Origin of the sequence: Marinobacter sp. SS8-8 (assembly GCF_030540945.1) — a bacterium.
GTDB lineage: Bacteria > Pseudomonadota > Gammaproteobacteria > Pseudomonadales > Oleiphilaceae > Marinobacter.
This window is the reverse complement of the sequence record NZ_JASSVN010000003.1, coordinates 187,475-211,975: the sequence shown is the minus strand read 5'-3', so window position 1 is coordinate 211,975 and position 24,501 is coordinate 187,475. Positions and strand designations below refer to the sequence as shown.

General features: G+C 60.9%; 24 protein-coding genes. 12 read left to right on the top strand and 12 right to left on the bottom strand.

Features of this window, described 5'->3' with window-relative positions:
* Positions 1–211: 211 nt before the first annotated feature.
* The 5 genes from QPL96_RS04830 to QPL96_RS04810 form a co-directional block, all read right to left on the bottom strand.
* The gene (locus tag QPL96_RS04830; RefSeq protein ID WP_303285937.1) at positions 212–901 is read right to left on the bottom strand and encodes a phosphoglycolate phosphatase; all 690 of its coding nucleotides are present in this window, start codon (positions 899–901) and stop codon (positions 212–214) included.
* On the bottom strand, positions 898–1,584 hold the full coding sequence (rpe, locus tag QPL96_RS04825; RefSeq protein WP_303285936.1) for a ribulose-phosphate 3-epimerase: 687 nt from the start codon (positions 1,582–1,584) through the stop codon (positions 898–900). Before rpe ends, QPL96_RS04830 begins: the two co-directional genes overlap by 4 nt.
* Positions 1,585–1,781: 197 nt before the next feature.
* Entirely contained in the window at positions 1,782–2,540 is a 759-nt protein-coding gene (locus tag QPL96_RS04820) for a DnaJ domain-containing protein (RefSeq protein WP_303285935.1), read from the bottom strand.
* The gene (gene murU / locus QPL96_RS04815) at positions 2,527–3,225 is read right to left on the bottom strand and encodes an N-acetylmuramate alpha-1-phosphate uridylyltransferase MurU (RefSeq protein ID WP_303285933.1); all 699 of its coding nucleotides are present in this window, start codon (positions 3,223–3,225) and stop codon (positions 2,527–2,529) included. Before murU ends, QPL96_RS04820 begins: the two co-directional genes overlap by 14 nt.
* Positions 3,222–4,262, bottom strand: coding sequence for an aminoglycoside phosphotransferase family protein (locus QPL96_RS04810; protein WP_303285931.1), 1,041 nt, complete (start codon positions 4,260–4,262; stop codon positions 3,222–3,224). Before QPL96_RS04810 ends, murU begins: the two co-directional genes overlap by 4 nt.
* Positions 4,263–4,508: 246 nt before the next feature.
* Here QPL96_RS04810 and lptD point away from each other — a divergent pair, with 246 nt between their 5' ends.
* From lptD to slmA, 9 genes are all read left to right on the top strand, one after another.
* Positions 4,509–6,830, top strand: coding sequence for an LPS-assembly protein LptD (lptD, locus tag QPL96_RS04805; protein ID WP_303286139.1), 2,322 nt, complete (start codon positions 4,509–4,511; stop codon positions 6,828–6,830).
* 76 nt (positions 6,831–6,906) lie between these two features.
* Positions 6,907–8,247, top strand: a complete 1,341-nt coding sequence (locus QPL96_RS04800; RefSeq protein ID WP_303285929.1) for a peptidylprolyl isomerase — start codon at positions 6,907–6,909, stop codon at positions 8,245–8,247.
* On the top strand, positions 8,247–9,257 hold the full coding sequence (gene pdxA, locus QPL96_RS04795) for a 4-hydroxythreonine-4-phosphate dehydrogenase PdxA (RefSeq protein WP_303285927.1): 1,011 nt from the start codon (positions 8,247–8,249) through the stop codon (positions 9,255–9,257). Before QPL96_RS04800 ends, pdxA begins: the two co-directional genes overlap by 1 nt.
* Positions 9,254–10,084, top strand: coding sequence for a 16S rRNA (adenine(1518)-N(6)/adenine(1519)-N(6))-dimethyltransferase RsmA (gene rsmA, locus QPL96_RS04790; RefSeq protein WP_303285925.1), 831 nt, complete (start codon positions 9,254–9,256; stop codon positions 10,082–10,084). Before pdxA ends, rsmA begins: the two co-directional genes overlap by 4 nt.
* Complete coding sequence (locus QPL96_RS04785) at positions 10,077–10,877, top strand: symmetrical bis(5'-nucleosyl)-tetraphosphatase (RefSeq protein WP_303285924.1); 801 nt, start codon at positions 10,077–10,079, stop codon at positions 10,875–10,877. Before rsmA ends, QPL96_RS04785 begins: the two co-directional genes overlap by 8 nt.
* Positions 10,878–10,920: 43 nt before the next feature.
* Entirely contained in the window at positions 10,921–11,280 is a 360-nt protein-coding gene (locus tag QPL96_RS04780; protein WP_303286137.1) for a DUF423 domain-containing protein, read from the top strand.
* A gap of 24 nt (positions 11,281–11,304) precedes the next feature.
* Entirely contained in the window at positions 11,305–11,505 is a 201-nt protein-coding gene (thiS, locus tag QPL96_RS04775; protein WP_303285923.1) for a sulfur carrier protein ThiS, read from the top strand.
* A 79-nt stretch (positions 11,506–11,584) separates the two neighbouring features.
* A complete protein-coding gene (locus QPL96_RS04770) occupies positions 11,585–12,394 on the top strand; it encodes a thiazole synthase (protein ID WP_303285922.1) in 810 nt (269 codons plus the stop codon).
* 72 nt (positions 12,395–12,466) lie between these two features.
* On the top strand, positions 12,467–13,054 hold the full coding sequence (gene slmA / locus QPL96_RS04765) for a nucleoid occlusion factor SlmA (RefSeq protein ID WP_303285921.1): 588 nt from the start codon (positions 12,467–12,469) through the stop codon (positions 13,052–13,054).
* A 203-nt stretch (positions 13,055–13,257) separates the two neighbouring features.
* On the opposite strand, the gene QPL96_RS04760 is transcribed toward slmA, so the two are convergent.
* From QPL96_RS04760 to QPL96_RS04750, 3 genes are all read right to left on the bottom strand, one after another.
* Positions 13,258–14,082: an inositol monophosphatase family protein gene (locus tag QPL96_RS04760; RefSeq protein ID WP_303285919.1), complete on the bottom strand. Its 825-nt coding sequence runs from the start codon at positions 14,080–14,082 to the stop codon at positions 13,258–13,260.
* A gap of 56 nt (positions 14,083–14,138) precedes the next feature.
* On the bottom strand, positions 14,139–15,434 hold the full coding sequence (locus QPL96_RS04755) for a pyridoxal phosphate-dependent aminotransferase (RefSeq protein ID WP_303285916.1): 1,296 nt from the start codon (positions 15,432–15,434) through the stop codon (positions 14,139–14,141).
* Between the two features lie 125 nt (positions 15,435–15,559).
* Positions 15,560–16,882, bottom strand: a complete 1,323-nt coding sequence (locus QPL96_RS04750; protein WP_303285915.1) for a substrate-binding domain-containing protein — start codon at positions 16,880–16,882, stop codon at positions 15,560–15,562.
* A 209-nt stretch (positions 16,883–17,091) separates the two neighbouring features.
* Between QPL96_RS04750 and QPL96_RS04745 the strand changes: the two genes are divergently transcribed.
* Positions 17,092–17,751 (top strand): response regulator transcription factor, encoded by a 660-nt coding sequence (locus tag QPL96_RS04745; protein ID WP_303285913.1) that lies wholly within the window; start codon positions 17,092–17,094, stop codon positions 17,749–17,751.
* On the opposite strand, the gene QPL96_RS04740 is transcribed toward QPL96_RS04745, so the two are convergent.
* From QPL96_RS04740 to QPL96_RS04725, 4 genes are all read right to left on the bottom strand, one after another.
* Positions 17,684–19,078, bottom strand: coding sequence for a sensor histidine kinase KdpD (locus QPL96_RS04740; RefSeq protein ID WP_303285912.1), 1,395 nt, complete (start codon positions 19,076–19,078; stop codon positions 17,684–17,686). The genes QPL96_RS04745 and QPL96_RS04740 overlap by 68 nt on opposite strands.
* Positions 19,079–19,157: 79 nt before the next feature.
* Complete coding sequence (locus QPL96_RS04735) at positions 19,158–20,252, bottom strand: lipase secretion chaperone (RefSeq protein WP_303285911.1); 1,095 nt, start codon at positions 20,250–20,252, stop codon at positions 19,158–19,160.
* Positions 20,253–20,259: 7 nt separating this feature from the next.
* On the bottom strand, positions 20,260–21,186 hold the full coding sequence (locus tag QPL96_RS04730) for a triacylglycerol lipase (RefSeq protein WP_303285909.1): 927 nt from the start codon (positions 21,184–21,186) through the stop codon (positions 20,260–20,262).
* Positions 21,187–21,325: 139 nt separating this feature from the next.
* Positions 21,326–21,640, bottom strand: coding sequence for a DUF3301 domain-containing protein (locus QPL96_RS04725; RefSeq protein WP_303285908.1), 315 nt, complete (start codon positions 21,638–21,640; stop codon positions 21,326–21,328).
* A 393-nt stretch (positions 21,641–22,033) separates the two neighbouring features.
* On the opposite strand from QPL96_RS04725, the gene QPL96_RS04720 reads away from it, so the two are divergent.
* Together QPL96_RS04720 and QPL96_RS04715 are read left to right on the top strand one after the other, a co-directional pair.
* The gene (locus tag QPL96_RS04720) at positions 22,034–23,326 is read left to right on the top strand and encodes a TolC family protein (RefSeq protein ID WP_303285906.1); all 1,293 of its coding nucleotides are present in this window, start codon (positions 22,034–22,036) and stop codon (positions 23,324–23,326) included.
* A 32-nt stretch (positions 23,327–23,358) separates the two neighbouring features.
* A complete protein-coding gene (locus QPL96_RS04715; protein WP_303285905.1) occupies positions 23,359–24,495 on the top strand; it encodes an efflux RND transporter periplasmic adaptor subunit in 1,137 nt (378 codons plus the stop codon).
* Positions 24,496–24,501 lie beyond the last annotated feature (6 nt).

Below are 24,501 nucleotides of genomic sequence, written 5' to 3'. Positions count from 1 at the left end.
TCTGCATTGTGGACGAAAGCCAAGTGCTTCCATCAGGTGCTGCGGTCTCGACAGGCGGGTGCCAGTGAACCGCCGGGCTTGCTCAGCCAGTGCGCCATCGCCACCATCGTGTTGCGCGGGTGGTCAGGATGCCTCGCGCTGCAGTCAGATTCAGTCCCTGCACGGCAGGAATCTCCCGTAAAGAAGTGTTCAATGTCAGTTCCTTGTGAGATTACAAAAGCTCGGCCAGGGAATCAACAACGGCGTCGGCACCCAGGGTATCGACTGCCGGTCCGAAGTTGTATCCGTAGCGGACCGCCACGCAGGGAATGCCCGCAGCCAGGGCTGCATTTATATCGGCCGCTGAGTCGCCTACCATCACCGTGGTCCCCCGGGTTCCGCCCAGTGTCTCCATGGCATGAAGCAGGGGGGCGGGGTCGGGCTTCTTCACTGTCAGGGTGTCACCGCCCACGCTCAGTTCGAACCAGTGATCCAGTCCCATTTGCTCCAGCAGTGGTGCTACAAACTGCTCGGGCTTGTTGGTCACGATACCCAGGCGACAGCCCTGATTCTTCAGGTGCGTCAGGCAGGTCCCGACGCCGTCGTAGACCACCGAGTGCCGGCCATTGATGGTGCCGTAGGCGTGATAGAAAATCGCCAGGGCATCCTTGAACAGGGCATCGTCTTTCGGTCGCGCCGGTTCCCACTCCACCTGGCCGGCCAGGGCCCGGCGCACCAGAACGCTGGCACCGTTGCCCACCCACTGCCGCACCCGGTCAATACCGGCCGGTGAACGGCCCAGGTGCTCCAGCATCTGATCGACAGCCGCCGCCAGATCCGGCACACTGTCCACCAGTGTACCGTCCAGATCAAACAGGGCAACGCCGGGCCAGCGCGGACCGAACAGCCCCGCGAGACTCATTGGCTGATCACCCTGCGGGCCTGCTCCAGCTCTTCGCGCATGGCATCAATGGTGGCCTTGTAATCATCCGTGTTGAAGACGGCGGAGCCGGCCACGAAAGTGTCCGCGCCAGCCTCCGCGATTTCACGGATGTTGTCGGTTTTGACGCCCCCGTCGATTTCCAGCCGGATATTGTAATTGCTGGCATCAATACGCTTGCGGGCTTCACGGAGTTTATCGAGGGTGCCGGGAATGAACCTCTGGCCGCCGAAACCGGGGTTTACCGACATCAGCAGAACCATGTCCAGCTTATCCATCACATGATCCATGTAATGCAGTGGCGTGGCCGGATTGAACACCAGGCCAGCCTGGCAGCCACCCTCGCGGATCAGTTGCAGGGAACGATCAATATGGTTGGATGCTTCCGGATGGAAAGTGATGTAGCTGGCGCCGGCATCGATGAACATGCGGATCAGGTCGTCCACCGGTGAGACCATCAGGTGGACATCGATCGGTGCGGTTACTCCGTATTTGCGCAGCGCCTCGCAAACCATGGGACCGATGGTGAGATTGGGCACATAGTGATTGTCCATGACATCGAAGTGCACGATATCGGCGCCGGCGGCCAGAACCTTGTCGACTTCTTCGCCAAGCCGGGCAAAATCGGCGGACAAGATGGATGGGGCAATCAGGTAAGGGTTCATGACGGCTCTCTCAGAACAATGGATAATGGCGTGGCCAGCGGCCCCTGCCGCGCAGTCTCCCAGTTTAACAGCTCAGTCGTGTTTTCGCAGTCAAAGGGTCGGGATCTGTGCGTGGAATCGAGGTTTGTGGGTACCCATCTGGTGGCTTTTTGTGACGGCCGCGTTGCGGCCTGGCTGGAATCCCGGTGACATAATGGTTAGTTGGCGGCGTGGTGCCGTTTTATCAGCTCCCAGGCCTGCTGATAATTCAACAATTGTTCCTTGGCCAGACTTTTTTCGCGGGTACTGACTTGCTGTTGCGCCAACTTATCCGGGTGGCATTCGGATATTTTTTTGCGGTAGGCCCGTTTGATCACCTTCAGTGAATCCCGCCGGGTGACCCCCAGCAGTTCGCACGCCTGCTGGTAACTAATTGGCTTGGATTGGCTTTCTGTGTGTCGAGCCCAGACCTTGCTGGCGTAGCTGTCAAAAATGTCGTCGCTGACACCCACGGGCAGACCAATCTGGTCGATGGCATCCTCGCAGCGGTAGCGCCGCAGTTTACCGGGGCGGCCGCTGAGCTGGCTGGCGTGACACAGGCAGATGGCGGTTTTCAGTGCCGGTGCCGGCCAGAGGCGTCGGGACAGCCTCAGGGCAAGCCCCCGGATAACGGGTAGTTGCCCGGCGGCCTTGCCCTGCTGAAACCAGTTGATGGCGCGCCGGCGCTGGCGCGCCGACAGTCTCATGGCTTTGATCAGCGATTCGGCGTAGCCAATGTCGGCTTCGGTGACCCGCCCTTCCGCCCTGGCAATGTAGCCCAGGAAAAAGAACAGCGGGCGCCGGCACCACCGGGGTAAGCGGGCCCGCTCGATCAGGGTGGTTGCCTGATGGCCGCACGCGGAGAGTTCCCGCATCAGGCTGGAAAATTCGGCTTCCATTCGGGCCGGCAGCACGGGCTGCCTGTTACTGCCTGCCATGGTTTCCGGACTCCCCGCTGTGAAGTTGCCGGTCCAGCGCTCTCAGTCGTTCCGGAGTTCCCACATCCACCCATTGGCCCGGATGGTAGAGGCCCTTCACGCGGCCTTCGCCCATGGCTTTGCGCAGGACCGGCCCCAGCTTGCCGGCCTGATCCGTCAGGCCCTCAAACAGGCGGCGGTGCAACAGGCTGATGCCGGTGAAGGTCAACCTGTCAGGGCCGGATTCGGCCAATACACCCTGTGGCGTCAGGCAAAAGTCGCCCCCCGGATGGTGTGGCGGATTGTCGGTGACCACCAGCAGTGCGTCTGACTGCTCGGGTGGTTTGAGTTTCGTCAGTTCGAAGTCGCTCCAGATATCGCCATTAATTACCACAAACCAGTCGGATTCGCCCGCAGTGACCAGGGGAAGTGCGCGGACGATGCCTCCGGCGGTTTCAAGGGGCTCACCCTCCCGGGAGTAACGCAGGCACAGGCCAAACTGCTCGCCAGTGCCCAGGGTTTCTTCAATCTTGTCGCCCAGCCAGGCATGATTGATGATCACCTCGCGGAATCCCGCCCGGCGCAGGTGTTCAAGGTGGTGAACAATCAGCGGTTTACCTCCGGCGTAAAGCAGGGGTTTGGGGGTGGACAGCGTCAGCGGCCGCATGCGTTCACCTTTGCCAGCTGCGAGAATCATGGCTTTCACTGAGGTGAATGCTCCTGTTCCGGGCCGACACTGGCCTCGATGAGGGGCATTACCCGGTCGCTGAGCCATTCGTGAAAATGGCGCAGCGCCGGCTGGCGGCTGCTGGCCACAATCAGGTACTGCACCGTGCGGGGAATGTCCTTGAGGTAGGCATGCTTGCCATCCCGGATGGACAGCCGTGCGAATATCCCGGCTGCCTTCAGGTGGCGCTGCATGCCCATCAGTTCAAACCACTGGCGGAACGTTTCCGGGTCTGCCCGGTGTAGCCCGGCTTCAAGGCTGTTTTGGCGAAATGCCTCCAGCCAGTCGCAGATGCGATCTTCCGGCCACTGGATATAGCAATCCTTGAGCAGTGAGACCACATCATAGGTCACCGGTCCGGTCACCGCATCCTGAAAGTCGATGACGCCGGGGCGGGCCTGGCCCGGGCGCACCAGCAGGTTGCGGGAGTGATAGTCCCGGTGGACGGTAACTTCCGGCTGGGCCAGCGCACTTTCACGGAGCATGGAAAATGTGGTGTCCAGCAGGGCTTTGTCGCTGTTTTCGAGAGTTATGCCCAACTGCTGCTCCAGCAACCAGTCCGGGAACAGGGCCATTTCCCGCTCAAGCAGCGTGACATCGTAGGGTGGCAGCGGATAGTTGGCAGGCGAGGTCTGCCGGGCAATCAGGATCAGCTCATCCATCGCATTCCGGTAGAGCCGGTCGGCAGAGTCATTGTTCAGTTGCCCGAGCATCAGCTGGTCGCCAAAATCCTCCAGCAGCGCAAAGCCCTGTTTCAGATCGGCCTGCACGAGGTCCGGAACCGCCACGCCGTGCCGGTGCCAGTGTCGGGCAATGGCGACAAAGGGCACGCAATCCTCGTGTTCCGGCGGCGCATCCATCACGATAAAAGGCGTGTGCTCATCCTGGCCCACGCGCCGCCAGACCCGGAAATAGCGGCGAAAACTGGCGTCGCTGGAAACCGGTTCGGGTTTGCTCTGTTCAAGTCCTGGAAACTGTCTGACCCAGTCGGTCAGCAACTGCTGGCGGGTGTCCATGGCTCGGGTTGCGATCCTTGTAAATTAAGTTGTCGCTGACAGCAAAAGTTAGCAGACGAGTATAAAGAGGGTAAAACGGTTTTGCAGCGGAGTTTCCGTTAACAACCCCGGAGGGCGCGTGTAAACTAGCCCGCTGTATAGGTTGCCCGTCCCCACATTCACCCGGAACAGGATTCAGCTACTGTGCCATGTCCAGAACGCCCTCTGCAGAGGCCGGAAAACCGGCAGCTGCACCGGTATGGCCTATTGCTGGTGGCTGGCACGCTGGGGCTCGGATGGGCCACTGGCCATGCTGAAACGGCCCCCTCGGCGGCGGAGATTGACTGGCGCCCCAGGGCCGAGCTGCCGGAAAAGACCCGGTTGGCATTGCCCGCGTTCTGTGACGGCGGCTACCTGCCATCCGGCAATGGTGAAGGCGCAGGCGGTGCATTTGCCGGAGGCGTTGACGCGGAACAGCCCCTGGAAGCCAGTGGCCTGAATGCCCGCTACGAGATAGACCAGGAACTCTTTCTCCAGGGCGATGTCCGCATTCGACAGGGCCAGTTCCAGGTAACGGGTACGGAAGCAAGATACCGCCAGGCCGAGGGGGCGGTGTCGGTTCTGGGGCCTCTGGTAAGCCGGGGCAGCGACTTCCTGCTGACCGGTAACAGCGCGAATTACAACGTCGAGACCGGACGCCTCGACGTCAATACCGCCACTTTTCTGCTCCATGGGCCGGAAATGCGTGGCCGGGCCGGCAGTCTGTCACGGCTCAGCGAGCAACAGGTCGTGATGGAAGACGGGTTACTGACCACCTGTGGTCCGGGGCAGAACGACTGGGCCATTGTCGCCTCGGATATCAGGCTGAATCGGGCGGAGGGTTTTGGCACTGCCCGGCACGTTCGCCTCGAAGTTCTGGATGTGCCGGTTTTCTATTGGCCCTGGGCCAGTTTTTCTATTGATGACCGCCGGAAATCCGGTTTTCTGTATCCCCAGTTCGGTTCTTCCACGGCCGGTAGCGGAGGTTTTCTCGCGCTACCTTATTATCTGAATCTTGCGCCCCATTATGACGCCACGCTCACGCCTCAGTACATGACTGGCCGGGGCCTGTTCAACGAGGCCGAGGGCCGCTATCTCAGTTCGCTGGGCGAGACGACGCTGCAATTGGGCTACATTGGCAGCGATTCGGAGTTTGCGGCCGAGAATCCCGGCGAATCCGGTGAGCGCTGGGCTCTGGATGCCACCACGAGGGCGGTGTTCGGCGGTGGCTGGTCTGGCTACGGTGATTTTTCCGCAGTGAGTGACCAGGACTATTTCAGCGACCTGAACCGTAACCTGGAGATCAACCAGGCAACCCACCTGCAAAGAAAGGGGGGGGTCACCTACCGGAGTGACCAGCAGTATTTTGAGGCCTACCTTAACGATTACCAGACCATCAGTGAAAGTATCGCCAATGCGGATAAGCCCTATGCCCAGTTGCCTGAAATAATTTACGCGGGACAGGCGGGCGTGGGTATCCTGGAAGCGAATCTTGAGAGTCAGTACACCGTTTTTTACCGTGATAACGAAGGACTGACTGGTCTGGACCAGGCCAACGGTCAGCGGTTCCGTGCCCGGCCGGAACTGGCTATGCCAGTGCGGGCGTTATGGGGCTTCAGCCGCCCCTCGGTGAGCGTGGATTACACCCGCTATGATCTTGACGATTACGATCTCGGTGATGGCGCGTTTGATCGCACGGTGCCGGTTGCCGAGTGGGATAATGGGCTTTATTTCGACCGTCAGGGCAGTCTGTTTGATGTGCCCTACAACCAGACCCTTGAGCCCCGGCTGTACTACGTATGGGCCGATGCGAACGCGGATCAGAATGACATTCCTGACTTTGACACCGACCTCCAGACCTTCCGGTTCGACCAGCTGTTTCAGCCGGATCGCTTTACCGGCGGTGATCGGGTAGGTGACGCCAACCAGTTGACCGTGGCCCTGACCAGCCGTTTCAATGACCTGCTAACCGGTGCCGAGCGGGCCAGGTTCAGTATCGGCCAGGTGCAGTATTTTGACGACCGTAAGGTAACCCTGTTTGGTGAGGGGGGCGGAACCCGGAGCCGCTCTCCGTTGGCGGGTGAGGTGGTGCTCAACCCGCTTGATACCCTGGAGATCCGGTCATCTGGTCTGTGGGATCCCGACACCGGTGATACCGAGGAAGGCCGAAGTCAACTGACTTTCCATTCCAGTGATTACCGCTACCTCGCCAGTCTGGGGCACACTTACAGTCGGGGCGAGATTGAACAGGCAGACATTGCGACGGTTTTCCCGGTGACGGACCGTGTTAGTCTGATCGGCCGCTGGGTCTATGATTCGGATCTTAATCGGACCGTGGGGTCCCTGGCCGGCCTTGAATACAACAACTGCTGCTGGAGCATTCAGGTGGTTCACCAGAATTACCTGACTGCCGACCGGGAGCTTCAGGGGCGCATACTGTTTCAGATTCAGATGAAAGGACTGGGTGGCAGTGGTGGTGCCTCGGCCAGGGTTGCCGAGGCGATTTACGGGTTTGACGAAAGGGAGCGTCGCCGTTACGGAACTCCCTGATCAGGAACGGGACTAAGCCCCGGTCAGGGAGTTCGGTAACGGCGTGCAGGCTCATATTCTATTTGCAGAGGTGATTATGAAGGCGACTCTTCGCCATTGTGTTCAGGCGTTACTGGTTCTTCTTGCCGTTCTGGCACCGCTGACCGTGCAGGCAGAGCGAAAACTGCTGGATCAGGTGGTGGCCATCGTGGATGAGGATGTCATTCTCCAGACCGAGCTGGAGGCCCGGATTAACACCATCGCCAGCCGGCTCAGGGCCCAGGGTACCGAACTGCCGCGGAGACAGTTGCTGGAAGAACGGGTTCTTGACCAACTGATCACCGACTCGATTCAGATGCAGATGGCGGAACGGGCCGGCATGCGCATCAGCGATAACGAACTGAACGAAACCATGGCCAATATTGCCGAGCGCAACGGCATGGCTTTGTCCGAGTTTGAAGCGCAACTGGAAGCGGAAGGGGTTACCTATAACCAGGCCCGGGAGCAGATCCGCAAGGAAATGCTGACCAGCCGGGTGCAGCAGCGGCAGGTGGGTAACCGGGTCCGGGTGAGTGACCGGGAGGTCGAGAACTATCTGGAGAGCCAGGAAGCCCGCGGAAACAACGGTGCGGAATATCGGCTGGCCTATATTTTCATTAGCGTTGACAATCCCTCCGATGACGCTGAAATGGCAGCCGCCCGGGAAAAGGCTGAGCGTCTGCGCGGCGAGATTGCCCAAGGGCGCGATTTCCGCGAAGCTGCTGTCGCGGAATCCGATGCCAGCAATGCCCTTGAAGGTGGTGACATGGGCTGGCGGGCCGAGGGGCAACTGCCCTCTCTGGTCGCTCCGGTGGTGCCGGATCTGGCTGTGGGAGAGCCATCGCCGGTGTTGGAAAACAACAGTGGCTTTCACCTGGTGATGGTGATGGGCAAACGCGGCGGTGAGCAGCAGCAGGTCATTCAGCAGCATCGCGTTCGTCATATTCTGGTTCGGCCGTCCGAAGCGATAACCGACAGCCAGGCAGAAGCCAGGATCCGGGATCTCTACCAACAGCTTCAGAATGGCGCCGATTTCAGCTCCCTGGCTAAGGAGTATTCCGATGACCCGGTCTCCGGCTCCGACGGCGGCAATCTCGGCTGGGTGAGCCCGGGCCAGATGGTGCCGGCGTTTGGGCAGGCCATGATTGAGGCTGATGTCGGCGAGCTTCGCGGGCCTTTCCGGTCCCAGTTTGGCTGGCACATCCTTCAGGTTCAGGAGCGCCGTCAGAAGGACATCAGTGCTGAAGTGCGGGAGACCGAGGCACGCCAGGCAATCTACCGCCGCAAGTTCGAGACCGAATTGCAGAACTGGCTCCGGGAAATCCGCGGCGAGGCCTTCGTCGAGTTCAAGGGTGAGTACGCCAATGATGCCCCCACGGAAGAAGAGCCGGTTTCCTGATGGCTGACCCCATGGTGCTGGCACTGACGGCCGGCGAGCCGGCCGGCATTGGTCCGGAGCTGTGCCTTCAGCTTGCGCTGGAGATCCGGATGGCCGGAATTGTGGTGGTTGCAAGCCAGCCGCTGCTGGAAGCCCGTGCGCAACAAATGGATTTGCCGGTTGTGCTGCATCCCTGGCGCCCGGGTGAGGCACCCCGAATGGAGGCGGGCCATGTGTCCGTGCTGCACGTGGAGGGTTGTGCCAGTCACCAGGCAGGAAGGCCGGACCCTGCCAGCAGCGCCTATGTGCTCAAAACCCTGGAAATCGCCGGTAACGGCTGTCTGGGCGGGGATTTTGATGGCATGGTCACGGCCCCGGTTCACAAAGGGGTGATCAATGATGCCGGTATCCCATTCAGTGGCCACACCGAATTTCTGCAGGAACTGTGCGGGGTCCGGCGGGTGGTGATGATGCTCGCCACCGAGCAGCTGCGTGTGGCGCTGGTAACCACCCACTTACCGCTCAAGAACGTTTCGGCAGCCATTACCCCGGAGCGTTTGTCCCAGGTTACCCGGATTCTCGATGCCGACCTGAAACGGTTCTTCGGGATCGAAAAACCGCGGATTCTGGTGGCCGGACTGAACCCCCATGCCGGTGAGGGTGGTTATCTTGGCCGTGAGGAAATTGAAACTATCGAACCAACCCTGGACAAGCTCCGGGGTGAGGGTATGTCACTGACCGGGCCGCTTCCGGCCGATACCCTGTTCACGCCACACTGGCTCGGCCAGGCCGATGCCGTCCTGGCGATGTATCATGATCAGGGGCTGCCGGTGCTGAAATTCCAGGGTTTCGGGCGTGCCGTGAATATTACCCTGGGCCTGCCCATTGTGCGCACTTCCGTGGACCACGGGACGGCCCTGGACCTGGCCGGCACCGGCCGGGCCGATTCCGGCAGCCTGCATACGGCCATCAAAGTGGGTGAGCAAATGGCCCGCTGTCGCAAATCTTCCAGTCTAGAGACACGTTTGTGAGTAACAAAGCCGGCCACCAGGCCAGAAAGCGGTTTGGCCAGAACTTCCTGCACGATCCGGGCGTTATCGAGCGCATCATCCGCGCCATTAACCCCGGGCCGGATGACTCGATCATCGAAATCGGCCCTGGCCTGGGCGCCCTGACCGAGGAAATCCTGGCGGTGAACCCAGGGCTCCAGGTCGTGGAGCTGGACCGGGACCTGATTCCGGTACTGCGCACCAAATTCTTCAACTACCCGGAATTCCGGATCCACGAGGCGGATGCGCTCAAGTTTGATTTCAGCCAACTGATGGTTGACCGGCCCCTGAGGATTATCGGTAACCTGCCGTACAACATATCCACGCCATTGATTTTTCACCTGCTGGGGCAGGCAGGTGTCGTGCAGGACATGCACTTCATGCTCCAGAAAGAGGTGGTGCAGCGGATGGCGGCGGTGCCGGGGGACAACAATTACGGGCGCCTGGGCATTATGACCCAGTATTTCTGCAAGGTGCAGCCGTTATTTGACGTCGGCCCCGGCGCTTTCCGGCCGGCACCGAAAGTGGATTCGGCCATTGTCCGTCTGGTTCCTCACGAGACCCTGCCGCACCCGGCCCGGGATCTGACCACCCTGCAGGCCGTGGTGCGGACCGCCTTCAACGCCCGCCGGAAAACCCTGCGCAAGGCCCTCGGGGGTATGGTGTCAGTGGCACAGCTGCAGAGTCTGGGAATCAACGACGGCCTGCGCCCTGAAAACCTGGGCCTGGCCGATTACGTGGCCATTGCCGATCTGTTGGTGAATGAGAAAGGCGTGGCTAAAACGGCAAGCGAGGTAAGTAATGACTGACTACGCCATTGGCGATATTCAGGGCTGTTACGACCGCCTGAGGGATGTTCTGGCCAAGGTGGACTTCTCACCCTCACGGGACCGTCTGTGGGTGGCGGGGGACCTGATCAACCGGGGCCCTTCCTCACTGGAAACCCTGAGATACATTGAAAGCCTGGGGGCCTCTGCGGAGGTGGTGCTCGGCAATCACGACCTGCATCTGCTGGCGGTGGCTCTGGGTGGCCATGAGACCCGTCGTAAAGACACCCTGGCCGACATCCTCGAAGCGCCGGATTACGACCGGCTCGTGGACTGGCTCCGGCAACAGTCTCTCTGTATTCACGATCCGGCCCGCAACCTGGTCATGGCTCACGCCGGTCTGCCCCATATCTGGTCTGTGGACCAGGCCATGCGCTGTGCCCGTGAGGTGGAAGAGGTGATCCGTGGCCATGGGGCGGAAGACTACTTCACCCACATGTATGGCAATCAGCCGGAGTGCTGGGATGAAGGCCTGGCGGGTATGGACCGCTGGCGGGTTATCACCAATTATTTCACCCGCATGCGATTTATTGCCGGGGACGGCACACTGGAGCTGACCACCAAGGAATCCGCGGATAGTGCGCCGGAAGGCTTTGCCCCCTGGTTCCGTTACCCTCGTGGTGACGATACGCGTGTGGTATTCGGGCACTGGGCCGCATTGGAAGGCAACACCGGAGTTGATCGGTTCATCGGCCTGGATACCGGCTGTGTCTGGGGCGGCGCACTGACCATGATGAATCTGGATTCCGGGGAAAAGATCCACTGTGACTGCTGAACCCGTACCTGGGGGCGAAAGACGCGTTTTAGGGTTCCCCCTGATCGCAGGCGGCTTTCTGGCACTTCTGGCGGTGATGGCCGGTGCCTTTGGCGCCCATGGCCTGCGCGGCCTGGTCAGTGAGCGGGGTCTTGAAGTTTTCCAGACCGCCGTCAGCTATCAGATGTACCATTCCATTGCTCTGGTCCTGGTAGCGGTGTTGTCCGGGCTGGGCCTGTCCAGAAAACTTCTGCGCTGGGCCGCGGGGTTTTATCTGGCTGGAATCCTGCTGTTCAGTGGCAGCCTTTACCTGCTGGTTCTGACCGGCATCCGCTGGATTGGTCCGGTCACTCCGCTCGGCGGGGTGTGCTTTATGGTTGGTTGGGCGCTGTTGGTAATATCGGCGCTACGCCGGAACAAATGATAAATGTACAGAGGTGCAGCACACATGCAGGTTCAGGTAAATGGCGATGCGATGGAGTTGCCGGCAGGCGCAACCATTGCCACGCTGATCGATAAAATGGCCCTCGGCGGCAAACGGCTGGCTGTCGAGGTTAATGAGGACATCGTCCCCCGGAGCCGGCACCCGGAATTTACCCTGAACGATGGCGACCGTGTGGAAGTCGTTCACGCCATTGGTGGCGGCTGACGATAGTGCGCTTGCCACTGATTGAACCAATGGTACCGACGGTTTCCGTCGTCCCGAATTCAAGATACCCAGGAACACTATGACAGAAACATCCAAACTCCAGCTTCCCGAAGACAGATCCCTCGAAATCGCCGGCCGGGTTTACCAGTCCCGATTGCTGGTGGGTACCGGCAAATACCGCGACCTCATGGAAACCGGTCATGCCATTGAGGCCAGTGGTGCGGAAATTGTCACCGTTGCCGTTCGCCGGACCAACCTGGGCCAGAACCCGGATGAGCCAAACCTGCTGGATGTGATTTCTCCGGAACGCTACACCATCCTGCCCAACACCGCCGGTTGCTATACGGCCAAAGATGCGGTGCGCACCTGCAAGCTGGCCCGGGAACTCCTCGATGGTCACGACCTGGTGAAACTGGAAGTGCTGGGCGAGGAGAAGACCCTCTACCCGAACATGACCGAAACACTGGTGGCGGCCGAGGAACTGATCCGGGACGGCTTCAAGGTGATGGTCTACTGCTCCGACGACCCATTGCTGGCCAAGCGCCTTGAAGAGATGGGGTGTATTGCAATCATGCCCCTGGGCGCGCCCATTGGTTCCGGGCTTGGCATCCAGAACCGCTACAACATCCGCCTGATTGTCGAGAATGCCAGCGTCCCCGTGCTGGTCGACGCCGGCGTCGGCACTGCATCCGACGCCACCATTGCCATGGAGCTGGGTTGCGACGGGGTGCTGATGAATACAGCGATCGCCCAGGCCACGGACCCCATCAAAATGGCCAACGCCATGCGCCTGGCTATTGAAGCCGGCCGTGAAGCCTACCTGGCGGGCCGGATGCCCAAGAAACTCTATGCCAGCGCATCGTCGCCGATTGATGGCACTTTCTTTTAAGGCTGAAATTGGGGTCAGGTGGAAGCGTTCATCCGGCCCCGACAACGTAAATCAGAGCGCTGCTGTCCTGCCATGACTGACCAGAAACCCAGTCGCCGCGAGGCGATTCTCCATGCCCTTGTGGAACTCCTGGAGACCGACCCGGGAGCCCGCATCACCACCGCCGGCCTTGCCCGGTCCGTGGGCGTCACCGAGGCGGCGCTGTACCGTCATTTTCCGAGCAAGCGGAAAATGTTCGAGGCGCTGATTGAGTTTGCCGAAGAAGCGGTTTTCTCACGCTGCCAGGTGATCCTCCAGGAGCAGGAGGATGTGCGGGTTCGCCTGCAACAACTGGTGCATCTGGTACTGGTGTTCGCCGAACGCAATCCGGGCCTGTGCTGCGTGCTGACCGGCGATGCCCTGATGGGCGAGAACGACGCCCTGCGCAGACGCGCGTCGCAGTTTTTCGAACGCCTGGAAACCCAGGTGCGCCAGACCCTCAAGGAAGGCGAAATCCGCCAGGGCCTGAGGCCCCGAACCAGTGCCGCCCGGGGGGCGGATTATGTCCTGGTGTTCGTGGAAGGCCGAATCCAACGGTTTGTCCGGTCCTCGTTTTCGCGGTTGCCTTCGACCGACTTCGACGAGAGTTGGGGGTTGGTTGCTGAAGGTGTTTGGGGCTAAGCTTCGAGTTGGCTTCTGGTTCGTAGCCTGATGCTTGTGGCGCAGGGGATTGGTGGGATTGCCCTGCACAGAACCGCTACGAGCACATCCATGTGCGCTTGTTTCCGGCCATCCTTGGCCTCCGACATTCCGGGAAGAAGGCTCCCATTCCATGCCTGCCTCTAAAGCCGGCAGGCTGCACAACAGAGGCTGGCTCCGAAACCTCACTCATACCCGGAAGCCGCACGAAGAATCCCGCGAACCGGCTCCCAGACCGCCGGTGCCGAAATCAGGATGTCCCGGCCCCAGAGGTCGGCGGGGTAACCGTCCGGCACTTTGCTGAAATGACCCGCTGTGGCGCCGGCTTCCAGGGCGATCAGGCGGGCAGCGGCGAAGTCCCAGGGGCTGACGTTTTCGTAATAGATGTCCAGGCGTCCGCAGGCCACCCAGCAGATGTCCAGCGCCGCTGAACCGATGCGGCGCAGATCCCGGCACTGGTGAAGCATCGCGTCCAGGCGTTTGACCAGTGGCTCGAGATTGTCCTTGGTATACGGAAAACCGGTGGCGAACAGTGAGTCCCGGGGAACCGTGGCGCCACTGTGGCGGATAGGACGATGATTGAGGGTGGCGCCTTCTGAACGGGTCGCCCGGAAGGTTTCGCCGGAAAACGGCGCGTGCACAACCCCGGCCTGTACCCGGCCCTTTTCGGCATAGGCAATCGATACCGCCACCTGGGGATGGCCGTAGGCGTAGTTCACCGTGCCGTCGATGGGGTCCACTATCCACAGCGGCGTCTCAAGCTCCTCGGCCTGGCTCAGGTCCGGCATGGTTTCCTCGGAAAGGATGCGATGGCCAGGGAATCGCTTGCGGATAGCGCCGGTGATGAACTCATCGGCCATCACATCGGCATGGGTCACCAGTTCGGTCTGGTGTTTGTAGTCGGTACGCAAGGCATTGCCTGCACGCTCGCGGCGGATCAGTTCGCCTGCCTCGCGAGACAGGTTTTCGGCAAAGTCGGTAATCTCGAGCAGGGAAGCAGAATCAGACATGGCACCCTCGTGGATATCCCGTAAGAGAATGAGGGCGCCAGTCTAACACGGCAGGATCAGAGGCTGTTCAGCCACTGCTCCATCCTGTCCATGGCCTTGACCAGGCGCGGGCAGGCCTGTTTGACGAAGTTGTCGCCCAGTTCCTGATCCGCGTCGTCGCCACCCGCCAGTTGCAGGGATTCGGCGCCCTCGAAATCCACAAAGGCCAGACGGGCCGCCAGGTGATCCGGTACGAAGCCGAAATCGCTGGCGGGCAGAATGGCCACGCCGGTATTCTCCAGCAGGGCCTGGCAGAAAGCCTGACTGGTCTTGATATCTTTCCTGGCCAGTTGGTCCCGGAATCCGGAAAAGTCGGGGAACAGGTAGAAGGCGCCCTCCGGCTTCTGGATGACCGCGCCCATCTCGCTCAGGCGACGGTGCATGTATTCGCCCACCACTTTCAGAACCCGGCGGGACTGCCTGAGGTATTCATCAATATCTTCACCGCCGTTGAACGCAGCGATGGCCGCGTGCTGAACGGGCGCACTGGTGGCGGTGTAGGTTTCGCTGGCGATGATGGCCATGGCATCCTGCAGCGGACGGAGTTCCGGCGGGAAAATAAAGGTACCGAGACGCCAGCCACCGGCACCGGCCCACTTGCTCAGGCCGGTACTGATGATGGTGCCTTCCGGGTAGTAGCGGGCGATGGATTTGTGCCTGCCCTCGAAATGCACCTCACCGTAGATCTCGTCCGAGAGCAGTATGAGCCGGTATTTGCGGGCGATGTTGGCAATGGCCAGCAGCTGGTCGTCGGTGTAGGTGCAGCCAGTCGGATTGGACGGGTAGTTCAGGATCAGGATCCGGGGCCGGGACGGGTCGTCGCGGCAGACGATGTCCAGTTCCTCGGCGGTCAGCTGCCAGTTATTTTCGGCGTGGGTCGGCAGCCAGTGTACCGAGCGGCCGATGATCCGCGCCTGCGGGGCATAGGACACCCAGCTCGGGCGCGGAATCAGCAAATCGCCGTAATAGGCCAGTTGCAGCATGAACAGCAGCTCTTTCGAACCCGGGCCGATGAGAACGTCTTCCCAGGTACAGCGCATGCGCTCACTTCGGTTAATGTAACCGGCGATGGCCTCTCGGAGGCCTCTCAGGCCCTTGACCGGCAGGTAGTCCTTTTCGTGGGCGTGCGCTCTGAGCGCCTCCACCACGCGTTCAGGAACCGGGAAGGGCGATTGCCCCAGCCCGAGCTTGATGATGTCCTTGCCTTCGGACTTGAGCTGGTTGCTCAGCTCGTTGATGCGAAGGGTGGCTGAGGGCTGGATGCCCCGTACATTCAGATTGATCGCGAAACGGTGGTCGTTTTGGATGTCCATTGCCCCTGTCTGTTGGTTGGAAATGACACCGTTAGTATAGAAAACCCAAACATAACTGTGACGCCGGGGCGGATAGGTGATTGCCACAGTTCTGGGTCATACTTTGGTCGCGACGCCATCACCGGTCATGGTTGTCGGGATTTGATCCAGACCTCCACGCGGCCATTGCGAGGGCTGCCACTGCCGCCAACGGGCATATACTGACCATAGCCGGTGTAGGCAACATCTTCGACATCCACCTCCTGCAGAGCCTTGCGAACCGACAGGGCGCGAAGCTCAGAGATCATCTGGGCCCGCAACTCGTTGCTCTGGGTGTCGGCAAATCCGATCAGTAGCAGGTCGTCGGCGGACCGGCCCTGTTGCACCAGGTACTGCTGAACCCGCTGCAGATCCCTTCGGGCTTTGTTGTCGAGCTTTGTCCGGCCTTCGGAAAAGCGGAAATTGACCGTCAGACGCTGGTAGTTGCTGGTCAGGCGACGAAAGCTCTCCGGTGTCGCATCGTCAAATCCTGGCTTTACGGCGATGGGGTTCTGAGAAATGAATCCGGACTCGGCCACCAGAGCCTGGCCCTTTTGGCCGAGCGAGAACTCGATCAGTCCGGCCGCCAGAGGTGGTATTTCACGACCGGCTGTGTACATGAAGAGCCGTCGGGACAGAGGGTAGTCCTCGCTTGCCACGGTCAGCTGATTGGGCCGGAGTGCCGGTGCATTGCCTTCGGAGATAGCCAGGAGCTTGCTGTCGCGGACCGAGGCGAGGCCGGAGAAACCAACCCCTGATGGATCCTGGCTGACATCATCCGAGAGCTGATCGTTGGATTCGTAACGTTTTGCCTTTTCGTCCAGTTTGAATTGCTTGCCCAGAACCAGGGTTTTAAAGGTATCCCAGGTGCCGGAACGCTGGTCCCTCGCGTACAGGTGGATTGGCCGGTCCGGCCCGCCGAGCTCTGACCAGCGGCGGATCTGACCGGAGAATACCCGGCCAAGGGTGTCAATGCTCATCTGGCTAACGGGGTTGGAGGGATGTACCAGAATGGCCAGGCCATCAATGGCGATGACATGTTCGCTCTCCAGTGCCGTGAGGTCTGCCCGGGCCTGAAGTTGCTGTGCTTCTTCCGACTTTACCGGGCGGGACGAGGCCCAGATGTCGGCCTGTCCGGCGGCCAGCGCCCTGAAACCGGTACTTGACCCATGGGCTGCGACCAGCACCTCCGTCGTGTTGTTGTTCATCCGGGCTTGAAGGACCTGCTCGTTTTCCACGCCGGTACCTATGGATGTGACCCGGTTGCCACTGTGTTCCTCCAGATACCCTCTGACCAGCATCGGGGCCAGGGTCGCGCCTACCGTATTGGAGCCGTGGATTTCCAGCTCATAGGCCTGGGTCTGAAACGCCAGAATGGCCGGCAGCAAGAGTCCCGATACTGTGACAATCTTCCTTTTGAATCTCGGCATTATAAGAAAAACCTTTCCAAGACAGGTGGTTGAGAGCCAATAAGGATGCTTCAGAAATGTGACATTTGTATTTCATTCGGAATGCCCAATGCCGGCGATTGGGGGCGTTCGTGTAAAAGTGTTAATCAGGCCGCGGAGTGAAAGGTTCGGCTGGCCTATAGTGCTGTGTCCGCGGTAACAAAAATAAACACACCGGGAGAGGCGTATCCATGGATGCCATCAGATCAGAACCGGAGCAATCCGTTGCCCGTCCTGCACAGCCACTTCCCCTGGCGAGAGTGCTGCTGGTGGATGATCATGTCCTGTTTTCTCAAGGGTTGGCGGGTCTTATCCAGCAGGAAGGGCTGGCAGGGTCTGTTACCACGGTCAGAACGGTGGAGGCCGCCGCCAGCCTTCTGGCCCGTCAGGATGGCTTCGAGCTGATCCTGCTGGACATCGCGCTGCAGGGTGAGACGGGCCTGGCGTTGCTGCCGCGACTGGCCAGTTACCGGACATCACCCCCGGTGGTAATTATCTCCAGCAGTGAAGACGAAACGACAGTGCGGGCAGCACAAGCGGCGGGCGCAAGTGGGTTTCTTGCAAAGTCTGCCGGGCGGTCCGCCCTGGTGAGCATGGTTCGTGCAGTGACCCGTGGCGACAGCTACTTTCCGGGTGGTCTTGAGTCAGCGGGGCCGGATCTGCCGCTAACACCGCGGCAGATGGACGTTCTCCTGCTGCTGGGCCAGGGCTTCCCCAACAAGCGAATCTGCCAGAGTCTCAACCTCACCGAGCACACCGTGAAAACCCATCTCAAGGCGATTTTCACACAGCTTGGCGTTCATAACCGGACAGAGTGCGTGAACCTTGCCCGCTCCCAGGGGTGGTTGTGACAGGGGCCGGCAGCAGTACCCAGAACGCCGAGCCCCGGCCGGGTTCTGTCTCTACGCCGCAGGTTCCGTGCATCAGGGCAACGAATTCCCGAACGATGGTCAGGCCAAGACCCAGGCCGGGCCGTTCAGTCGGACCCTGCCCCCGGACATAAGGTGCAAACAGGGTTCCCTCCAGTTCTGGTGGCAGCCCCGCGCCGTTGTCCGTGACCTGCAGACGCACCTGTTGGTCTATGGCTTCCGCAAAAAGGCGAATGGTACTGCCCCCGCTGTGTTCCACTGCATTAAAAACCAGGTTCTGGAGCACCCGCAACAGAAGGGACGGATCGGCCAGAACGTGAAGATCAGCGGAGTGGTGGTCGATCTGCAGTTCCACCGCCTGGCTGCCCAGGGAATCGGCCAGGAAATCATCCATGTCACGAAAAATCGGTGCCAGCGGCGTCTGCCGGATATCCGCCTGCACCATCCCTTCGTTCAGTCTGGCGCTGTCGAACACGGTGCCGAGCAGGCGGCGAAGATGCCGGATGGTGTCTTTTAACTGGGTCATTACCGGATTTTCGCCAGGCTCCCCGGAACCCGGCGAGAGGTTTTCCAGTGTTATGTCGATCACATTCAGGGGTTGGCGCAGGTCATGGCTGGCGGCGGTGATGAGTTCGGTTTTACGCCGACTCTCGTCCCTGGCCGCCTGGTGCATCAGATCCAGTAACTGGCGGTCGAGAAAATGGGCCCTGTGACGGTACTCGCTGGTCCAGGCACCCACCATTCCGATGATGTTGGCGGTCATCAGGAAAAACAGATTGCTCATGATGGCAGGGCCTGGCATCCCACTCCAGAGCTCAGTCATGAAATAGCTGAAAACCAGGGCCAGTGAGACCAGGGAAGCGCTAATGAACGGCAGCCCCATGGCAAAGTAGCCGAACATCAGAATCAGGATCATACCCTCGTAGGGCAGCGGAAATGCCATGTGCCGGGCCACGCCGATAATTGCAATTACGCTGAGGCCGCCCAGGAAATAAGCCAGTGTATAGAGTTGCTCAAAGGTCCTGTCTGAAGGCGCAGGGCGAAAAGCCAGCCAGGCCACGATGGCGATAACCGGGCAGGTGATAGCCAGCCGGATGGACACGGTGACCCGGGCCAGCTCGGCGGGCAGGGTCAGCACATCCATGGCGGCGTAGATCAGGAACAGGATCAGGCCCGCGATGGAAACGGGCCGTGCCCGCTGTCGGATCAGCGATGCGCGGGTTTTCCGGTAACTCTGTTCAAGATCAGGTGCAAAGCGCAGTCGCGGGAAACCGGTTGCCTGCTGGTGTCTGAGCTGCTCGGTATTCATCACCGTATCCAATGGCGCGCCAGTCCCCGGATTGTAGCGGGCTCAGGCCCGCGCTTTCGCGAGCCTGAGCACATTCCTGTCAACTGCTATCGAGCATTTTAAGGCGGGCCCAGGTTCGGTCCTGCTCGTCCGGGAAATGCCGGAGCAAGAGTTCTTCTCTTTGGTTCGCGAGATCCTGCGTGGCCAGTCCGGATGAGCCGTTCTGACTCAGCGCCTCCTGAAAGCTTTCAAAGCGCTCATCAAAACGCTCACGGTGTTTGAGGTACTTCACCACGCTCTCTGCGCCGTCTGGGTCCAGGCCCAGTTCCCTGAGCTGCTGGCCGGCAGCGTCTGGTGAACTGGCGGAGTTGATGGCGGCAACCCGCGCCTGTTGCTGGCGGGTGCTGGCATGCAGGTCTTGTTCGGTTGTTTTCAGAGTCGTCGGCAGCTGGTTCCGGTGCCATTCAACCAATGCCTGCTTGCCTTGCTCGCTCAGGTCGTCCCGTTGCTGGATGGCCAGCGTGGCCAGGGTGTATTCGCTGTAGGCTTCCTCAAGCCCGAAGAAGGCCTGGTGAACGTCGGCATCGAAGGTGGATTGCCGGAGTGTCTTTAACTGTGCAAGGGCATCGCCCAGCGCTGCCAACTGATAGGCTGGGTCTTCCCGGCGGGCCGGGTCCAGGCTCGCTTGCATCACGGTCAGGGAGGCCTGCTTGTAAGCCAGGTACTGGTCAAGCAGTGCCAGTGCCTGCCCGGAAGCGGGCTCTGGCAAATGCGTCCGGGCCATCCGCTCAATCTGGCGGATGGCCGTTTCCGGTGAGACCTCACCAACGGTACTGAGGAAATAGTCGAAGAAGTCACGGACCTGCAGGTTGATGACCAGTTGACCGTTCGCGTCCGCTTGCAGGGCTCCGTCGATATCAGTGCCGGCCAGGGAAGGCGCGAAGGGGTCTGGGCCAAGCGAGCTGGGGGTGGTGTTGCGTGCCTGCGGAACCCGGGTCTCCGCTGTCGCGGCTGCGGGAAGGCTCGCCGGTGAAGGCAGCGCGGGCCCGGCTTGCTCCGCACTGGAAAGCGGCGCTTCGGCTGTTGGCAAAGGCGGGTAATAGTTTATGCCGTACCAGAGGCCACTGCCGGCCAGAATGGCCGACAGGGCAACGGGAAACAGCCATCGGCGGTAACCGATGAGGGGCTGTTTCATGATCACCTCACAGCCCGCGGTTTTTCAGGCGGTTGGCTTGGGTGCGGTAGAGCGTCACCGGATTGGTCCACAGGGACCGGGCGCCCAGCAGATGGTTGATGGCGTCCACATGGTTCATGTCGTACTGGGTGCCGATCACGTTACCCATCATGGTCGAACAGACGCCGACCAGCCCGTCGTTCGGCTCGCTGCCGAAGACCAGGGCAGTAATGCCCAGGAAGGGGTCGGTGATGTCAAAGACGTTGGTCCAGACGCCACGGCCGGTCCAGGAAAAGAATTTGATGCGGTTGCCATTAATCCACACGTCCTCGCTGGTGCCGGCGCAGGCGTTGCGGTTAACCCCTTTCCACCCCAGCGCATCGTTCAGGCTGGTGGTGCCGGGCGTTGTCAGGGTCTCCAGTGCGGCCAGTCCGTCTTGTGGGTTGTTGGCGCCGGACAGGGCGTTGATCAGCCCGCCGAGGGCGTTGGCAATGGCGTCCGCCCCGCCCTCCACGTAGCTGCCGGGCGGAAGAATACCGCGAACCACGTCTGCCACTTTGGAGCCTTTGTTGACGCCGTCGATGGAGGTGATCGAGGCAATCCGCTGGGGAATCAGTGCGGCGGTTACCCGGGAAGTGGGGGCACCCTGACTGTGGGCCATCAGGTTGACCTTGGCATAGCCCAGGCTGTTGACATAGTTGGCCAGTTGCTGGCCCCGTTGCTCACTGCTGTTGACGAATGAAACGCTGGCGGTATAGACCTTTGCGCCACTGCGTTCCAGGTTCCAGGGAATGGTGTGGAAGTAGTTGACCAGCCCACCAATGGTGTTGAAGCCGGTAACGCCATGGACCAGAACGATGGGGTAGCGGGTCTGGGTGTAACCGGCGTGACTGAGAAACGAGGCGGACAGCATGGCCAGCCCCAGCATGATTGCTGCGGTAAATCGGATACGCATGGTTGACTCCTGTTGTTTTTGTTGACGGCTGCGTTATGAAGCCGACGGTCGTCAATGCGTTGTCGATTATTCGGGCCAAGGGGGCGGGCGGGAATCGCCCATTTGGGTGAGGGCATGAAACCGGGGCATGGCTGAGTGCTCAGGAAAACCGGTGAGGCTCCAGCTCCATGTGCTGGATACGCTGGCCGAGCATGATGATCCGGCCGGTATAGCGCTCCTCACCGGTGGAGGTGAAATCAAACAGGAACCTGCGCCATACCCGGAGCCTGCCCTGGTCATCGCGCTTGAACCAGAGCCCCCGAAGGAATACGGCGTCGTCCAGGAGCATGACATCCATGCGCTTGCAGTAGCGGTGGGCGGCCTGAAGCACGAAATCCTTGATGGCTTTGGCGCGCCACCAGTACCAGACAGCGAATCCGGCCACAAACAGCCAGAACAGGGTTCCAAGAGTCACGGTTTCAGCGATCTTCCACGGTGCACAATTATTCAGAGTGTTGATCGCCAGACTACCTTATCGCATCGGCTCGGGGAATCGTTGCGTGTTTTCCGGCTATTTCCGCTCATTCGAGGGGGCCGGCTTTTATGTCGGCACCGGAAGGTAATTAACCGGGCTTTTTAAGGACTTTTTAAGCTTTTTAAGGGCAGGCAGTTGTATAGTTGCGTTGACTTAAGAAAGGTGGTTTGACTGGCTTGTCGTAGTATGCTTGGCCAGTTCTATTGCTGGGCGGCACCACCACGACCGCACTGGTAGCTGCATGGGCAGCGGCCATCTTATGATCCGTTGCTATAACGCCTCGCGCGTATGCGAGCGCACAACCTTGGTCTGTCGAATGGAGATTTCGAATACATGTATACACTGCGAATGCAGTGGCCGGTGCTGGTCCGGCTGCTGAGCATACTCTTGTCATTTGCTGCTGTTGGCACGGCCACAGCGCAAGATGAACCTACAACCCTGCGGACCTCGCCGGTGCTGCGGCAACTGCTTAGCGAGACGCTGGAGCGGAACCCCGGCGTGCAGGCCGCGCGCGCCGCAGTGGAAGCCGCTGAGGCCCGCGCCCGGGGCGCGGGCCGGCCTCTCTACAACCCGGAGCTGCAGCTAAATGCCGAGCAGGCCGAGACCCGTACCGGTACCCTGGGCCTGAGCCAGGCCATCGACTGGGCCGACAAACGCGGAGCGCGCACCGCAGTGGCGGATGCCGAGCTTGATACCGTGCGGACGGAGTATGCGGCCGTGCGCCAACAGCTGGCTGGCGAGTTGCTCGCTGCACTGGGGCGCTATCACACCGCCGCAGACATTCAGCGACTCGCGCAGCAACGCCAGGAGCTGATGCGACGGTTTCTGGATTTGGCGGAACAGCGTCGCCAGGCCGGGGACATCAATCAGGTCGAGCTGGACCTGGCCAGCCTCGCACACACCCAGGCTACGCTCCAGTTGTCCCAGATGGCCTCGGATCTGGCCGACGCAGAGCAGGCCCTCATCGCCATCACCGGCAACCCGCGCCGGAACTGGCCGCTGTTACCGGGTGATCTGCCCGTGTTGCAAACGGTCGATGCGGACACGCTGCTCAAGAATCTGCCGGCATTACGCGCCCAACAGGCGCGGGTCGCCGCCGCCCGCTCCACCGTCACCTTGCGCAGCCGCGAGCGCCGGCCCGATCCGACGATCGGCGTGCGCGCCGGCCAGGAACGTGCCTTCCGCAACGGCAACGGCGATGCCTATGGCCTCACTGGTCTGACCTTTAGCATTCCCTTGTATGTCCGCAATAGCTTCAGGGCCGAGGTAAAGGCCGCCTATGCCGAACAGACGCGAGCTGAACAGTCCCTGCAGGACGTCTATCGCCGGGCGCGGGCGCAGTTGTTGTCCGCCGCCGAGCGCTATCGACTGAGCCGCGGCGCCTGGCTGGCCTGGCAAGCCAGTGGCCAGGCCAGCCTCGGTAGCCAGGTGGCGCTGCTAGAGCGTATCTGGCGGTCCGGCGAGATGAGCACGGCGGACTACCTGGTACAGCTCAACCAGACGCTTGATACGCGCATGAATGCCCTGGAGGTCCAGGGTCGCCTGTGGGGGGCCTGGGCTGACTGGCTGGTGGCCAGCGGCCAGGTGGATGCCTGGCTTGGCGGCGCGATGCGCGCTGAACCTTAAACTTTCACGCACGAATTCTGGAGATACAAAACATGAAGATAACGTTCACACGGGCACTGTTGTTAAGCCTGATGCTCGCGGGTCTGGGTTTGCCGGTTTCTGTCGCACTGGCCGAGCAGGGCCCCGGAGAGGCAGGCGGCCACGAGGAAGGAGGCGCCTTGAAGATGGCGGCGGCCGAGCGGGAGGCGCAGGGAATCCGTGCCGAGAGGGTCGCGCGGCGCACGCTGTCCGATGCCGTCATCGCTCCGGGTGAGGTGCGCATGAACGCCTACGCGTCTGCCCAGGTGACGCCGCGTATTGGTGCCCAGGTGGTCGCCCGCCGCGCGCGCCTCGGTGAGCAGGTCGAGAAGGACCAACCGTTGGTGACACTCTCCAGCGTCGAGATGGCCGGGGCCCAAGGTGCGCTCGTCGAGGCTGATCGAGAGTGGAGCCGCGTGCGCAAGCTCGGCCGTGAGGTGGTGTCCGATAAGCGCTATGTCGCCGTCCAGGTGGCGCGCCAGCGCGCGTACGCCACGGTGCGCGCGTACGGCATGACCGAGGTGCAGATCGAGCGCCTCCTGGCCGACGGCGATGCCTCCCGCGCCACCGGCTCCTTCGAGCTGCTCAGCCCCCAGGTCGGCACGGTGATCAGTGACGACTTCGTGATCGGCGAGGTGGTCGAGCCGGGGCGGGTGCTGTTCGAGGTGAGTGATATCTCGCGGCTCTGGGTGGACGCGCAACTACGCCCGGAACAGGCGGTGAAGGTGACCGTTGGCACGCGTGCGCAAGTGAGGGTGCATGGCGAACGCTGGCTGGACGGCAAGGTGGTGCAGCTGCATCAACGCGTTGACGAGGGCACCCGCACAAAGGCGGTACGTATCGAGGTAAACAACGAGGCCGGCCAGTTGTCGCCGGGTGACTACGCGGACGTGTTGATTGAGACCGCTGATAGCGAGGCACGTGTCGCTGTTCCACAGGAATCCGTGCTGCTGATGCAGGGCTCGCCCACGGTATTTAAAGTTGAGGGCGATGAACTTCATCCGCAGCCGGTGGAGACCGGGATGACACGTGCGGGCTGGACCGAAATCAAAGCCGGGCTGGCCGAGGGTGATGAGATTGTCGTCAAGGGTGCGTTTTTATTGAAATCCCTGGCGCTTAAATCACAGATGGGCGAAGGCGACGGGCACTAAGGATGT